Here is a 15,427-nt window from a genome sequence, read left to right as displayed (position 1 = left end):
TCCCGGCGTTTTACTATCTGGCTCTGTGTAAATTCTAAGCGAATCCCATCGACTGAAGCAGCACCAGGCTAAGCCCCATCACCGACATCCCGCACAAAACGCCGTAGCTTGGGTTGTTATGCGGATCGATCTCTTTTGCCAGCGGCATCAGTTCATCGACCGACAGCGCAACCATTATCCCGGCAACCGCCGCCATAATCGCCGCCATCACCACCGGGGACACCAGCGAGCCGAGAATTAACCACGCCAGTACGCCACCAAGAATTTCGGCCATTCCGGAAATCCCTGCCCAGAAAATGGCTTTGCGTTTTGAGCCCGTCGCGGCATAAACCGGCCCGGCGACCGCCAATCCTTCAGGAATATTGTGCAGCGCTACCGCCAGCGCAATGCCAAACCCTAACTCCAGATTACTGCTGGCTGTCACGTAGGTTGCCACGCCTTCCGGGAAGTTGTGCAGGCTGATGCCGAGCGTCAGTAGCATCGCGGTCCGCCGCAGGTTACGTGGCATCACTGCTTTTTCACCCTGCATTAAATCTTGCGGATGGGCGTGCGGCAACAGGCGATCGAGGCCGAAATAGCCCAGCAGGCCGACCACAAACATGCCGTAGCCTAGAACCGGAGACATGCCTTCAGTGCCGAGGGCGGCAGGCAGCATCTCCATTAAGGAAATCAGCAGCATAATGCCCGCGGCAAAGCCAAGTGAAAACGCGAGCACGCGGTTGGAGGGCTTTTGGCCAATAACGCCGAGGACAGCCCCAATAAAAGTGGCCCCACCAGCGAGCAGGGTCAGGAGCAAGGGTACTGACATGAAAACTCCTTCATGATAATGATTATCATTTATAGTAAAGATCTCTTTCCCCGAAAGCGAGAGGGGAAATCGGGCTTTTACGTGTCCTTACATTCAAATTTCCTGATGATCTTCATCACCGTTATCTGAGTTCTTCGGGTTCAGAAAGCGCGTAATGTAGAACCATCAAATCGACTGTTCTTGTAAGGATATCATCATGTCTTCTTCCCGTATGCCAGCGCTGTTTTTAGGTCACGGTAGTCCGATGAACGTGCTGGAGGATAACGTGTACACCCGTGCCTGGCAGCAACTCGGAGCCACGCTGCCGCGTCCGAAAGCAATCGTTGCGATTTCCGCGCACTGGTTTACCCGTGGAACGGGCGTGACAGCGATGGAAGCGCCGAAAACGATCCACGACTTCGGTGGTTTTCCGCAGGCACTGTACGACACCCATTATCCTGCGCCGGGTTCGCCCGAGCTGGCACAGCGTCTGGTTGAGCTACTGGCCCCGGTGCCTGTCGCGCTCGATAAAGAAGCTTGGGGTTTCGACCACGGATCGTGGGGGGTGTTAATCAAGATGTACCCGGAGGCTGATATTCCGATGGTACAGCTCAGTATCGACAGCACCAAACCACCCGCCTGGCATATGGAAATGGGGCGCAAGCTGGCTTCGCTGCGTGATGAAGGCATCATGCTGGTGGCGAGCGGGAATGTGGTTCACAACCTGCGTACCGCGCGCTGGCACGGTGAAAACACGCCGTATCCGTGGGCGACATCGTTCAATGAATTTGTGAAAGAGAATCTTCACTGGCAAGGGCCGACAGAGGATCACCCGCTGGTGAACTATCTCGATCACGAAGGCGGGGCGCTGTCGAACCCGACGGCGGATCATTATCTGCCGCTGCTGTACGTGTTAGGCGCGTGGGATGGCAAAGAGGCGATTACGCTGCCGACCGATGGCATCGAAATGGGCAGTTTGAGCATGTTGTCGGTGCAGATAGGTTAAGGCCTGGTGACGTTGACGTGTGGGCCCGGCAAGCATGCGCCGCCGGGCAAAAATTACTCCACAAAGATATGCGGATAGAAACGTGACAGATCCTGGGTGATCAACGCCCGGTCTTCACGGATGCCGATCCCGGCTGGTTGATCGTTGATCAACCAGCTGCCGATCAGCGTATAGCTGTCGCCAAACTTCGGCAGTTCATAGAACTGCTGGACGATCATTCCTTCTTCCCCGTATGGCCCTTCTACCGCTTCCAGCACTTTGCCATGTTCAACGATCGACACATTGGCACCCTCGCGTGAGAAAATAGGTTTGATGACGTACTTATCCATTGGCGGATAATTATCTTCGGCGAAATAGGCTGGTAGCAGATTCGGATGATCCGGGAACATTTCCCACAGCATCGGCAACAACGCTTTGTTAGAGATAATGCTTTTCCACGCCGGTTCCAGCCAGCGAACGCCAGCATCTTCCAGCTTGGTGGAGAAAATCTCGCGCAGCATGTATTCCCACGGATACAGCTTGAACAGGTTGCCGATAACCTGATCGTGCAGGTCGGTAAACTGTCCTTTTTCGCCAAGCCCGATATCTTCGATATACAGGAACTCGCTCGCCACACCCGCTTCATTGGCGCAGTCTTGCAGATACTGTACCGTGCCACGGTCTTCGGTGGTGTCGCGACAGCAGGCGAAATGCAGCAGGCCAAAACCGTGCTGTTCGCGCAGTTCAGCGAAGCGTTCAATCAGCTTTTCTTGCAGACTGTTGAACTGATCGCTGCCCGCTGGCAGGTTGCCCGCATTCTGCTGATCTTCGAGCCAGATCCACTGGAAAAACGCCGCTTCGTACAGTGAGGTTGGCGTATCGGCATTATTTTCCAGCAGCTTAGGGTCGCCTTTACCGTCCCACGCCAGATCGAGGCGCGAATAGAGCGAAGGCTGTTGGGTTTGCCATGACTGGCGCACGAAGCTCCAGGTGTGTTTTGGAATACGGAATTTGGTCAGCAGCTCGTCACTGGCGACCACGCGTTCAACCACCTTCAGGCACATCTGGTGCAGCTCAGCCGTCACGTCTTCCAGCTTTTCGACCTGGCCGAGGGTCAGTTTGTAATAGGCATCTTCACACCAGTACGGTTCGCCATACATGGTGTGAAAATTGAAGCCATATTCAGTGGCTTTTTCGCGCCAGTCCGGGCGCTCAACGATACTGACTCTTTCCATGATAATCAGCCGCCCATAGAGCGGGTTGACGTGCCAGCGGCACTGCGCTGCATGGTGGATTGTTTCGCAACCGATTCACCAAAGCCGCCGCGAGTTACGGTGCTGGTGGTGGCCGGTTTCGGTGCCATCGCGGTTTTCGGTACGGTGGTTGTACGGCCCGATTGGGCTGCGCCGTAGCCTTTGCCGCTGGCATCGGTGTATTGACCATACGCCGGGCTCGCCGGATTTTTCGAGCTGAACAGCGGCTGTTGCTGGAAGCCACCGCTCATCATGCGGCCCATCATGTAGCCTGCCATCAACGGCATCCAGAAGCTGCCGCTACTTTGCGCCTGCGCCTGGTTTTCCGGGGCCATGCCTGCCTGAGCAGGTGCCTGCTGGCACTGGCCTTCACCAAATTCAGCCACGCAGTCTTCACGGCTGGCGTATTTCGGCGCGGTGCGCTCGGCTTCTTTCAGCGCGTTGTTGTAGGATGCGGTACATTCGGCGCTTTTGCCTGGGTTCGCGCTCGAGCAGTCATCGGCGTTCTGGTACATCGACACCGTTTCGTCAGATTTTTCACAGCCGGAAAGCATAAAGACGGCGGTGATCGCCAGCGCGACAGGCGTCAGATGGCGTGCGCCCCAGTTCTTGCGGAACGAAGCGTGATTAATTGTTTTTGTCCGTTTCATTATTTTCATCCTGGACCCAGTGGTAGCGCTCAGGATAGTGGATGAGTGGTTGAAATTGAAGCGATGAGAGGCTCGCGAAGGGGATCTTTACGTTGCCTTACGTTATTTTGGCGGGGAAGAACCAGAAAGTGATTTAACCCCGGCGGAACGGTGCCGCCGGGGTTGCCCGAATCAGTTTTTGAACGGGTTGGAGCCGGTGCTGCTGGAGGTGGTCCGCTGGCTGGCAGGCTTAGCCGCTGGAGCGGTGCTTGCGCTGTTAGTGTTGTAGCCATCTGCGTTCGCATCCTGCTGGGCGTTCTCAGGGGCAACGGCTTCCGGAGAAGTGGAAACGCCTTTGCCGAGAGTGCCGTTCAGCGCCAGCAGATCGTTCTCGTTAAGCGTACCTAACGCTGATTTCACATTCAGCTGATTAATCAGGTAGTTATAACGTGCGTTGGAGAGCTGCTGTTTGGCGTTATACAGCGTGGTGGTCGCATCCAACACATCAACGATGGTACGGGTACCGACCTGGTAGCCTGCTTCCATTGCGTCTAAAGAGCTCTGCGCAGATACAACGGCCTGTTTGTAGGCGTTGATGCTGCTGATGGACGCATTGATGTTGTTAAAGGAAGAACGCACGGTCTGAACCACGTTGCGATGCGCGCTTTCCAGCTGCTCGCTGGCACCGACGAAGTTGTACTGCGCCTGTTTCACCTGCGACGTCACTGAACCACCGCTGTACAGCGGCAGATTGAAGTTCAGGCCAATCTGATTCTGACCGATATTACGATCGGTATACTGGCTACTGGTGGCGTTGCTGCCGTCGTACTTAGTATCAGACACGCCGGTTGAGGCAGTCAGGCCCACGGTTGGCATGTGACCGGTTTGTGCATAACGGATTTGCTCGCGCGCCAGATCCTGGCTCAGACGTGCCTGTAACAGCGCCAGGTTGCGACTTTCTGCTTCTTTCAGCAGCGCGTTAACCGGCTGCGGCTTGTCCATTTTCAAACTGCTGACGTTCAGTGAAGCCAGTTCCGGATAGTAGTTGCCGGTGACCTGACGCAGCTGTTCAACGGCATTGTCGAGGTTGTTGCGGGCGGTCACTTCGTTTGCCAGCACGGTGTCGTACTGTGAACGGGCGTTCTGCACGTCAGTAATCGCCACCAGGCCTACGTTAAAGCGCTGGGTGGTTTGATCTAACTGACGATAAACCGCTTGTTTATTCGCTTCGGTGAAGGAGAGCGAGTCAATCGCGCTCAGTACATTAAAGTACGCCGTCGCGGTGTTCAGGATCAGCGTCTGCTGGTCAGTCTGATAAGTGACGTCCTGGATACCGGCGGTTTTTTCTTGCAGCGTCAGCGCGCGCCATTTTGACATGTCAAAAATGGTCTGCGTTAAGGTTAACGCAGCGCTGGTCTCGTTAGAGTTGATGCCGTTGTTATCACGGAAGCCGTTGTTGTAGGTATAATCTGCACCTAAACCGAGCTGTGGCAGTAATGGGCTGCGTGCTTCGTTAATTTTTTCGAATGCAGCATCACGATCGGCCGCGGACTTACGCAGGTCCGGGTTGCTCAAACGTGCCTGCTGATAAACCTGCAACAGGTTTTCCGCATGGCTTACTACGCTGAAGCCCGTCAGGCTCAAGCCGATAAGGATGGGGAGCAATTTCTTCATTTGCATTCCTTGTTGTGAAGCATTTAGCGCTGATCTAATTCAGAAAGATTCGTCGATTGTACCAGAGTCCGGACGCGTAAAAAGTTGGCGTATCGTGCCATCTGGCGTTAATTTGCACCAATCTACCACAGCGTAAGTAAAACAGTAGTCTCAGAGACCTGAAATCACTGTTTTCATCACCACGTAACACATCAGGACATCGACGATGACCCAAAAAAATCAATCTATCGTAACTTACGGCAAAAACGATGTAGAAATTATTGCACGGGAAACGCTTTACAGCGGTTTTTTTTCGATAGATCTGTACCGATTTCGTCACCGTTTATTCAACGGAGAAATGAGTGGCGAAGTGCGTCGTGAAATTTTTGAGCGCGGGCACGCTGCAGTCTTGCTACCCTTTGACCCAGTGCGTGATGAAGTGGTGCTGGTCGAACAGATTCGTATCGCCGCATATGACGCAAGCGAAAGCCCGTGGCTGATGGAGATGGTCGCCGGGATGATAGAGGAAGGGGAAAGCCCGGAAGACGTCGCCCGTCGTGAAGCGGTGGAAGAAGCCGGTCTCGACGTTAGGCGCATCAAACCGATGCTGAGCTACCTGGCAAGCCCGGGCGGAACGAGTGAGCGTTTAACCATTCTGGTGGGCGAAGTGGACGCCTCGACCGCGCAAGGTATTCACGGTCTGGCGGATGAAAACGAAGACATTCGGGTTCATGTGGTAAGCAGGGAACAGGCATACCAGTGGGTTGAAGAGGGAAAAATCGATAACGCAGCCTCTGTCATCGCCCTGCAATGGCTGCAATTGCATTATCAGGCATTACGAAACGAGTGGACAAAATGAAGCGCTATACACCTGACTTCCCTGAAATGATGCGTCTGTGCGAAACCAATTTCGCGCAGCTGCGCCGACTGCTGCCTAAAACGGACGCACCCGGCGAAACGGTGAGCTATCAGGTGGCCAATGCGCAATACCGGTTAACGATAAGCGAATCAACCCGCTACACTACTCTGGTGGAAATTGAGCAGACCGTTCCGGCGGTGAGCTACTGGAGCCTGCCATCAATGTCGGTGCGCCTTTACCATGACGCGATGGTGGCCGAAGTGTGTTCGACTCAGCAGATTTTCCGCTTCAAAGCACGCTATGATTATCCGAATAAAAAGTTGCATCAGCGCGACGAAAAGCATCAAATTAACCAGTTTTTGGCCGATTGGCTAAGGTACTGTTTAGCACATGGAGCGATGGCGATTCCGGTTTACTAGCGTCGTGAAACCTAAGGACACCATTTGGAAAGCCTGTTAAATCTCTCTCTGGCTGGTGGGGCCAGGGTTAGAATCTTACAAATTACTGATACTCACCTGTTTGCTGAAAAACATGAAACGTTGTTAGGGGTGAACACCTGGGATAGCTACCAGGCCGTTCTGGCGGCCATCCGCGCCTCGCAGCGTGAGTGCGATCTGGTTGTCGCCACAGGGGATTTAGCACAGGATCACTCTTCTGCGGCCTATCAGCACTTTGCTGAAGGCATCGCGGGATTCGCCGCGCCCTGCGTCTGGTTACCCGGTAACCATGATTTCCAACCCGCCATGTACAGTGCCCTGCAAGACGCCGGAATTTCGCCCGCAAAACGTGTTTATGCTGGCGATCACTGGCAAATTCTGATGCTCGACAGCCAGGTTTTCGGTGTGCCGCACGGTGAACTGAGCGATTTTCAGCTCGACTGGCTGGAGCAGCGCCTGACCGAATCCCCTGAGCGAAACACGTTATTGCTGCTGCATCATCATCCGCATCCGTCGGGATGCAGCTGGCTGGATCAGCACAGTCTGCGAAACGCCGGGGCGCTCGATCGCGTTTTAATGCGTTTTCCGCGGGTAAAAAATTTGCTCTGTGGCCATATCCATCAGGAAATGGACATCGAGTGGAACGGTCGCCGAATGATGGCCACGCCATCTACCTGCGTGCAGTTCAAACCCCACTGTGCGAACTTTACACTTGATACTATTGCCCCAGGCTGGCGTTGGCTGGAACTGCATGCCGATGGCATGTTGACCACCGAAGTTTGCCGCCTGGATGGCGCGCAGTTCCGCCCGGACACTGCTTCAGAAGGATACTGATGTCTACGCTTCTCTATCTCCACGGGTTTAACAGCTCGCCGCGCTCGGCAAAAGCGACGGCCATGAAATCATGGCTCGCTGAGCACCATCCGGATATCGACATGGTGGTGCCACAGCTGCCAGCATTTCCGGCTGAGGCGGCTGAACTACTGGAGAAATTGGTCCTGCAACACGGCGGGGCACCGCTCGGAATTGTGGGCTCATCGCTGGGCGGCTATTACGCCACCTGGCTGTCCCAATGCTTCATGCTGCCCGCTGTGGTTGTGAACCCGGCGGTGCGTCCATTTGAGCTGCTCACGGGCTATCTGGGTCACAATGAGAATCCCTACACCGGGGAGCAATATGTGCTAGAGTCACGCCATATTTACGATCTGAAAGTGATGCAAATTGACCCGCTCGAAGCGCCGGACCTGCTCTGGCTGCTGCAACAGACGGGCGACGAAGTGCTTGATTATCGCCAGGCTGTGGATTACTACGCCTCCTGTCGTCAAACGGTCGAGGAGGGCGGCAATCATGCATTTACCGACTTTGAAGATCATTTCACACAGATTATCGATTTTCTGGGGCTGCGTTAATCAGCCCTCAACACGCGTGAAAAAACCATGACCCAATCTTACAACGCTGATGCCATTGAGGTACTCACCGGGCTTGAGCCGGTTCGCCGCCGTCCGGGGATGTACACCGACACCACTCGTCCTAACCATTTAGGTCAGGAAGTTATTGATAACAGTGTGGATGAGGCACTGGCGGGCCACGCCAAGCGCGTGGAAGTTATCTTACATGCCGATCAGTCGTTAGAAGTTATCGACGACGGTCGTGGCATGCCGGTCGATATCCACCCGGAAGAGGGGGTTCCCGCCGTGGAACTGATCCTCTGCCGTCTGCATGCGGGTGGTAAATTCTCCAATAAAAACTACCAGTTCTCCGGCGGCCTGCACGGCGTAGGGATTTCGGTGGTCAACGCCCTATCAAAACGCGTGGAAGTGAACGTGCGTCGTGACGGTCAGATTTACACCATCGCCTTTGAAAACGGCGACAAAGTGGAAGACCTGCACGTCACTGGCACCGTCGGGAAACGCAACACCGGGACCAGCGTCCACTTCTGGCCGGATGAAAGCTTCTTCGACAGCCCCCGCTTCTCCGTTTCCCGCCTGACGCATTTGCTGAAAGCGAAAGCGGTGCTGTGCCCTGGCGTGGAAATCGTCTTTAAAGACAAAGTGAACAACAGCGAGCAGACCTGGTGTTACGCCGATGGTCTGAACGACTACCTGTGCGAAGCGGTGAATGGCCTGCCGCTGCTGCCAGAAAAACCGTTCGTCGGCAGTATTGCCAGTGATACCGAAGCGGTTGACTGGGCGCTGCTGTGGCTGCCGGAAGGCGGGGAACTGCTGACCGAAAGCTACGTCAACCTGATCCCGACCATGCAGGGCGGGACGCACGTCAACGGCCTGCGTCAGGGTCTGTTGGATGCGATGCGCGAGTTCTGCGAATACCGCAACATCCTGCCGCGCGGCGTGAAGCTGTCGGCGGAAGATATCTGGGATCGCTGCGCCTACGTGCTGTCGGTGAAAATGCAGGATCCGCAGTTCGCCGGACAGACCAAAGAGCGTCTCTCGTCGCGCCAGTGTGCGGCCTTTGTCTCCGGCATAGTGAAAGATGCGTTTAGCCTGTGGCTGAACCAGAACGTTCAGGCGGCAGAAATGCTGGCTGAAATGGCGATTTCCAGCGCCCAGCGCCGTCTGCGTGCCGCCAAAAAAGTGGTGCGTAAGAAACTGACCAGCGGCCCTGCGCTGCCGGGCAAACTGGCCGACTGTACTGCACAGGATTTAAACCGCACCGAGCTGTTCCTGGTCGAAGGTGACTCGGCGGGCGGCTCTGCCAAACAGGCACGTGACCGTGAGTATCAGGCGATCATGCCGCTGAAAGGTAAGATCCTTAATACCTGGGAAGTGTCCTCCGATGAAGTGCTGGCCTCGCAGGAAGTGCACGACATCTCCGTGGCGATCGGTATCGATCCGGACAGCGACGATCTGAGCCAACTGCGCTACGGCAAGATCTGTATCCTTGCGGATGCGGACTCCGATGGGCTGCACATTGCCACCCTGCTGTGCGCGCTGTTCGTGAAACATTTCCGCCACGTGGTGAAAGCCGGACACGTGTACGTGGCGATGCCGCCGCTGTACCGCATCGATTTGGGTAAAGAAGTCTATTACGCCCTCGACGAGCAGGAAAAAGAAGGTGTGCTGGATCAGCTCAAGCGTAAGAAAGGCAAGCCGAACGTCCAGCGCTTTAAAGGTCTGGGTGAAATGAACCCATTGCAGCTGCGTGAAACCACGCTCGATCCGAACACCCGCCGCCTGGTGCAGCTGTTCATCGACGACGATGCAGATAAGCAGACCGACGCGATGATGGACATGCTGCTTGCCAAGAAACGTTCTGAAGACCGCCGTAACTGGCTGCAGGAAAAAGGCGACATGGCGGATCTCGACGTCTGAGCCCGCTGCGTACGATAAAAAACCGGCGAATGCGCCGGTTTTTTTATGCCTGGGGAACGGGCGTTCGGTACAGGCCCGGTAAGCGTTAGCGCTACCGGTCACGCCGGCTACCCATAATTGGCTAGCCGATAATCGCTATCCCAAGCCTGTCCATTATCAATGACACCTGGTAGCTATCCAATTTGACGCCTTGTAAATCAACACTCCGCACATCTAAATCACCCAATTCTGAATTGGTCAGATCGCAATGCGTAACGTTGGCAGCACGCCAATCGAAGGAGGAAAATTCACCACCTGAAAGGTCTGAGCCACTAAACGTCGCACCCAGGATCTGGGTTCCAATCCAACGGTTTTCCCACAGTTCACACTTCTCAAGTACCGCCTTCGAAAAATTGGCATAGCTAAGGTTGGTGTTAGTGATATAGGCACTGCAAAACCAGGTGCGTGTCGTAATCATATTCATAAAGCTGGTGCCGCGAAAATCTGAGCCTTGAGCGAGGCAGCCACGAATTTCGATACCCAGAGCACTGGCATTTCTGAAGTCCGCCATCGACAAATCACAATCTTTGAAAATTGCATCTTTCAGGATAGCGCGGCTGAAATTGCATCCTTTTTGACTTTCGCGGTCATAAAACTGACAGCCGATAAACTCAGTGCCGGTCAGGTCAGCGCCAGAGAAATCACAGTGATGAAACGTGCTGTTTTCTACTTTCAGCCCAGTGAAGCGGTTTCTTTCAATTTTTTCGGCAGTCAGCGCGAGTGTCATAGGCATAAACCTGTTTTTTTATACAGTAAATAAGGTCATGGTAAACGAATTTAACGTCATGGGCTACCCCGGCTAACCGGGGGCCTCTTGATTACCGCCATTGCCCGGCGGCACTGCGTTTGCACGGGCCTACGCGGCTGTGCTTAGGTTGACCCGGTAAGCGTGAGCGCCACCGGGCGTTTGGTTTTAGTGCGCGACTTTCCCCGTTTCCCAACGCGGCGCTTTCATATCTGCCGCGAACATCTATCCTTTACTGGCGGTTAAGACAAATGAATATAATGTCGTACTAACGTTAAGATGAAATTTAACTATAAAGGATGCTATGCCAGCCTGAAATCAACTGTCTGCTGGAAAATAAATCCCTGCGGATTTTCTGGCCTTTTCTACGGTATCCATTACTTGCAGGCTATGCTCTAATAACGCGTAACAGGATTTATAATCACGCTGACTGTAAATGTGTTTAAAAGTCTCAATCTCGTAGAATAAACGGTTATTTTGATTTTGAATATTAATGGTTTTTTCTACACCATTACAATTCAGATATATACTCTGACATCCGTTAGCGCCCTGTGACACATTAAGATAGCCTTTTTCTCCCTGGATTTGAGCGTAATTGATTCCATTGGAATCTTTAGTACCAATACAAGTCGCTACAAAATCTGCGTAACGTAAAGTCACAATACCTGAAGTATCAATTCCATTATCAGCGATATTGGCCAGATAGTTTACCTGGATGGGAGTACCAAATAGTCTATGAATAAAATGGAGATTATAAATATTAATATCCATTAAAGCTCCCCCAGAAAACTGGGGATTGAAGACATTAGGGTTTTGCTGGTCAAGGAAAGAATTGTACTTACTAGAAAACTGGCTGTAGCTGCAATTTAACAACTTAATTCTACCCACGTCTGGTAGTAGTTCGAAAATTTTTAAAAAATTTGGCATGTGAATAGTAGATATAGCTTCAAACAAAAATAAATTTTTGCTTTTGGCGATGCCTATCAGTTCGAGTAATTCAGAACGTGTTGAGGTAAATGGTTTTTCACAGATAACATTTTTACCCCGTTGTAATGCCTGTTTTGCTTGTTGAAAGTGCAGGCTGTTAGGTGTGGCGATGTAAATAAAATCAGTATCTGTACTAGCCAGCAGTTCATCCCAGTCATCTGTTGAGTGTGCAATACCACATTCATTCGCAAAGGCTTTAGCGCGCAGTGCATTTCTCGAAAAAACGGACACACATTCGACATCATGGTTCGCGTTTGCAGCCTCAATAAATAAGGCAACAATGTTTCCAGTACCTGTCGTGGCAATCTTCATCTTCCTATCCTTAATTCTGTTTTTTTGCTGCTGCTAAACCTGCTTCCAGGGTGTGCAAGACCCCCAGTACCTCAATATCAGTCACTGGTTTGGGTTTGTTATATTTAATAGCCTGGTACAACCCCTGATACAAAAGGCCATAATCAGTAATTTCAGAGGGAACGCGTTCAATATGCTCAACACCTGCTTCATCAACGTAGGAGAGTGTTCCCCAATTATCTAGGTCTTCACGTTCTAAATTTATTGTAGTAGGTCCATTTGGAGATTTATACTGATGACCGCTGCTATACTTAATAAAGCTTCCTTTATCACCATGCAGAGTGAATTTAGGGAATGGAGTATTAACAAACAAACTGCATTTTACTGTGACTTTTGTATGCCCGTAGAAGAAATCAATATCGATAAAATCATCTGATTCACCAGGGAAATAAATACTTCTGACATCATGAATAGTTTTATCTGGTTGACCAAATAAAGCGTAAACTTGATCTATGGTGTGTACTGCAAGCCCATATAATAAATCAAACCCGGGTTTAACCGTCTCCGGCTTGAAATAATTATAATGAGATTGAAGTTCAACTATGTTACCTACTTTCCCGCTTTCAATAACTTTTTTTAGGGTCAGGAAGTCTCCATCATATCGACGATTTTGGTTGGCCATTGCAACTAACCCATTCTCATTGGCAAAGCTGAAAATTTCTTCTGCCTCTTTCGACGTATTTGTAAATGGTTTTTCTACCAATACATTTTTTCCGGCACGCAAAATTTTCCATGCATAATCTGCATGAGAATCTATGTGACTGCAAACAACGACTAGTTCGATTTCTTTATCACCAATAATATCACTCCAATTTGAAGTGAATGCTATTTCTGGATAATAACTTTCGATGGCTTGGTCATTTACACGATCCTCCTCCCGGCGGAATATTTTTTTTACACGGATATTTTCTTGATAAGCAAGAAAAGGGAGATGATAGTTTCTGACGCTATTGCCATAACCGACAAATGCGATTGTTAACATTGTATATTTCCTTATGACATTGTTATATGTGATATTAACTCAGATTATTTTCTGCTAATTGTGAACGTTCATATGCTTTCCAGAATGGATAGTAAATTATTAAACCCAGCAGGAAATTTACTACAATAAGAACTAATGCCATCCAATCACCGCCCGTGGCAATATAACCAGATATGAAAGGAGGTGTAGCCCATGGTAGTTCGACAAAGACTCTGTTTATCCATTCCAAAGAAAATGCAGTATACGTGATTAATGAAGAGATAGTGCCGGAAAGTACAAACGGGATAATTAAAAATGGATTTAGCACTAATGGCAGACCAAAAATAACTGGTTCAACAATAGTGAAAATAGCAGCAGGAGTCGCAATAATGGCCAGTGTTTTGGCTTGTTTTAATCGTGAAAACCACATCAGAGCCAGTACACTCCACACTGAAGCTGGCCACATACTTATTCTTTCAACTACGGTCGTCCAGATATGTGGTAATTGATTAAGGGGCACTCCTTGTGACACAGCTTGAGCATTTTCTGCAACCCACCGATATGTCATTGGCGAGACCAACGGTGACATCATGTTATCACCGTGCATACCAATAGCCCATAATAATAAAGTGATAAATTTAATGATGGTGAAAACGATAATGCTATCGGAAGCATTGAGAATTGGAATTAATGCTTCATTAATCGTACTGGAAAAGTTAAAGTCAAGAATGCTGCGAATAAACCAAAATGCACTAAGAATAAGAAAGTAAGGAATCAAAGCGACAAAGGCATTGATTACATTAGGGGGTACCCCTTCCGGCATCCTTATTGTAATTTTACGTTTGATAAAGATACTATAACATTTAACACTTAGTAATGAGCTGACAATAGCAGTGAACAGTCCTGTTGCCGAGAACATCCGGCTGTCCAGTCCTGCTTCTACTGAGTTAAAGTTAAACAGAAAGAATGAAGCGAGTGCTAATAATGCTGCACCGATAACATCAATATTAAGATTTCTTGCATAAATTAGACCTATCGCTAAAGCAGCATATAAAGCGATAAAGTTCATAGTCATGGAAAAAAACACAACGAACTTAGAAGAATAGGGGCTGAGCGCGGGCAATATAGCCAGTTCACTAAAGGTGTTATTTTGTCCCAGCATAGAAGTAAGAAGAAAAAGACTGCCGATGATAATCAAAGGTATTGTCGCAATAAGACCATCACGAACAGCAGCGACTGCTGGAACATTACCAACTTTGATTAACGGCCCAGCCAGACGATTTATTAGCTCTTCTGCGATTACATTTAATGGTTTTGTTTCCATAGTCTTAGTATTGGTTATTATCTAATGATGGCTCTAATGCCTCATTAATCAATAACCGCACTCCTTATCGTAAGGGTAACATAAAAGATAAGTCTGAACTGGGTCTTAACTACACATCTAAAGTAATCATACGCATTCATGTTGACAAATCAATTGCCGTTTAAAAGTTGTATAAATCTTTCATTTTTGCCGGTTATTTCACATTTAAATGAAAGGTTCTTTCATAGAATGGAATTGTCTAGAACCTGGAGGTACTGTTCAATGCTTGCGTATTATGGTCATTTGGAATTCACTCATCAGGAACAAAGGATTGTAGCCTATCTAAATGAAAAACCACATAAAGTTATCGAGCTTTCCGCAGAAGCACTGGCAAAAGAGACTTATACGAGCGCAGCGACGCTGAACCGTTTTGCCAGGAAACTGGGTTATAAAGGTTTTGCGGATTTTAGATTGCACTACGCTCTTGATTATCAAATGTTACATGAGAAAAAAACATCCTTGCAAAATGGTGATTACTCGAATATTAATTCTGAAGATAGTTTGTCATTTATACATAAGAGCTTATCAGCCGAACATAGCAAGGTGGTTTCTATACAGAAAGAAATTTACATCGAGGTTATGGAGTTAATAAACAAATCTGAGTATATCGATATTTACGCTACGGGAAAGAATTATCATCTGGCAATGATAGGAGCAGATAACCTATCTTTTCTTGGAAAGAAGGTTGCCGTATTCAATAATGTAGAGCAAGACCATTTATCACGAATAAATCACTCACACAGAATTTGTTTGCTTTTATCAAGAACTGGCGAAAACCCAACCTGTTTACATGCAGCAAGAGAACTTAACGCCATGTCTGCGAAATTAATAAGTATAACAGGGAAGCAAGGCTCTAATTTAAATGAATTATGTGCGCTGAATCTTTATATCAATATAGATCGGGGAGGGAAAACGCAGAAAGTTACCGATTCAATTTCGATTTCTTGGATTTTTGATTATATCTTTATGGACCTTCTGAAAAGGCAAAGTGCAAAGTAATTATAAGGGTCGGGTTGATTGATTACAGCCCGATTGGTTTTTTTTTATAA

15 protein-coding genes are annotated in these 15,427 nt (G+C 49.7%); 7 read left to right on the top strand and 8 right to left on the bottom strand.

The genetic code is table 11. From position 1 onward, the window contains the following. Positions 1-34: 34 nt before the first annotated feature. Complete coding sequence (zupT, locus tag SIK69_RS10960; RefSeq protein ID WP_319628668.1) at positions 35-808, bottom strand: zinc transporter ZupT; 774 nt, start codon at positions 806-808, stop codon at positions 35-37. Positions 809-1,004: 196 nt separating this feature from the next. Here zupT and ygiD point away from each other — a divergent pair, with 196 nt between their 5' ends. Next, positions 1,005-1,793: a 4,5-DOPA-extradiol-dioxygenase gene (gene ygiD / locus SIK69_RS10955; RefSeq protein WP_319786088.1), complete on the top strand. Its 789-nt coding sequence runs from the start codon at positions 1,005-1,007 to the stop codon at positions 1,791-1,793. Between the two features lie 53 nt (positions 1,794-1,846). On the opposite strand, the gene SIK69_RS10950 is transcribed toward ygiD, so the two are convergent. From SIK69_RS10950 to tolC, 3 genes are all read right to left on the bottom strand, one after another. Next, entirely contained in the window at positions 1,847-3,007 is a 1,161-nt protein-coding gene (locus SIK69_RS10950; protein ID WP_319628666.1) for a glutathionylspermidine synthase family protein, read from the bottom strand. 5 nt (positions 3,008-3,012) lie between these two features. Then, positions 3,013-3,675: a DUF1190 family protein gene (locus SIK69_RS10945; protein ID WP_319628665.1), complete on the bottom strand. Its 663-nt coding sequence runs from the start codon at positions 3,673-3,675 to the stop codon at positions 3,013-3,015. Between the two features lie 171 nt (positions 3,676-3,846). Next, entirely contained in the window at positions 3,847-5,328 is a 1,482-nt protein-coding gene (gene tolC, locus SIK69_RS10940) for an outer membrane channel protein TolC (RefSeq protein ID WP_374941321.1), read from the bottom strand. 205 nt (positions 5,329-5,533) lie between these two features. On the opposite strand from tolC, the gene nudF reads away from it, so the two are divergent. The 5 genes from nudF to parE are packed head-to-tail and all read left to right on the top strand — an operon-like array spanning position 5,534 to position 9,932. Next, a complete protein-coding gene (gene nudF / locus SIK69_RS10935) occupies positions 5,534-6,166 on the top strand; it encodes an ADP-ribose diphosphatase (RefSeq protein ID WP_319628663.1) in 633 nt (210 codons plus the stop codon). Next, entirely contained in the window at positions 6,163-6,585 is a 423-nt protein-coding gene (locus SIK69_RS10930) for a DUF1249 family protein (protein ID WP_319628662.1), read from the top strand. Before nudF ends, SIK69_RS10930 begins: the two co-directional genes overlap by 4 nt. 24 nt (positions 6,586-6,609) lie before the next feature. Next, positions 6,610-7,437, top strand: a complete 828-nt coding sequence (gene cpdA, locus SIK69_RS10925) for a 3',5'-cyclic-AMP phosphodiesterase (protein ID WP_319628661.1) — start codon at positions 6,610-6,612, stop codon at positions 7,435-7,437. Further along, on the top strand, positions 7,437-8,012 hold the full coding sequence (gene yqiA, locus SIK69_RS10920) for an esterase YqiA (RefSeq protein WP_319786087.1): 576 nt from the start codon (positions 7,437-7,439) through the stop codon (positions 8,010-8,012). Before cpdA ends, yqiA begins: the two co-directional genes overlap by 1 nt. Before the next feature lie 27 nt (positions 8,013-8,039). Further along, on the top strand, positions 8,040-9,932 hold the full coding sequence (parE, locus tag SIK69_RS10915) for a DNA topoisomerase IV subunit B (protein ID WP_319628659.1): 1,893 nt from the start codon (positions 8,040-8,042) through the stop codon (positions 9,930-9,932). Positions 9,933-10,053: 121 nt separating this feature from the next. Here the strand turns inward: parE and SIK69_RS10910 are convergent, their stop codons facing one another. From SIK69_RS10910 to SIK69_RS10895, 4 genes are all read right to left on the bottom strand, one after another. After that, entirely contained in the window at positions 10,054-10,698 is a 645-nt protein-coding gene (locus SIK69_RS10910) for a Qnr family pentapeptide repeat protein (protein WP_319628658.1), read from the bottom strand. Positions 10,699-11,034: 336 nt separating this feature from the next. Continuing rightward, the gene (locus SIK69_RS10905; protein ID WP_319786086.1) at positions 11,035-12,015 is read right to left on the bottom strand and encodes a Gfo/Idh/MocA family protein; all 981 of its coding nucleotides are present in this window, start codon (positions 12,013-12,015) and stop codon (positions 11,035-11,037) included. Between the two features lie 10 nt (positions 12,016-12,025). Then, a complete protein-coding gene (locus SIK69_RS10900; protein ID WP_319786085.1) occupies positions 12,026-13,036 on the bottom strand; it encodes a Gfo/Idh/MocA family oxidoreductase in 1,011 nt (336 codons plus the stop codon). A 34-nt stretch (positions 13,037-13,070) separates the two neighbouring features. Beyond that, positions 13,071-14,339, bottom strand: coding sequence for a PTS sugar transporter subunit IIC (locus SIK69_RS10895; RefSeq protein ID WP_319786084.1), 1,269 nt, complete (start codon positions 14,337-14,339; stop codon positions 13,071-13,073). A 261-nt stretch (positions 14,340-14,600) separates the two neighbouring features. Here SIK69_RS10895 and SIK69_RS10890 point away from each other — a divergent pair, with 261 nt between their 5' ends. Continuing rightward, positions 14,601-15,377 (top strand): MurR/RpiR family transcriptional regulator, encoded by a 777-nt coding sequence (locus tag SIK69_RS10890; protein ID WP_319786083.1) that lies wholly within the window; start codon positions 14,601-14,603, stop codon positions 15,375-15,377. Positions 15,378-15,427 lie beyond the last annotated feature (50 nt).

It is taken from the genome of Scandinavium lactucae, from assembly GCF_033843265.1.
Lineage (GTDB): Bacteria > Pseudomonadota > Gammaproteobacteria > Enterobacterales > Enterobacteriaceae > Scandinavium > Scandinavium lactucae.
This window is presented reverse-complemented; position numbering and strand designations above follow the sequence as displayed.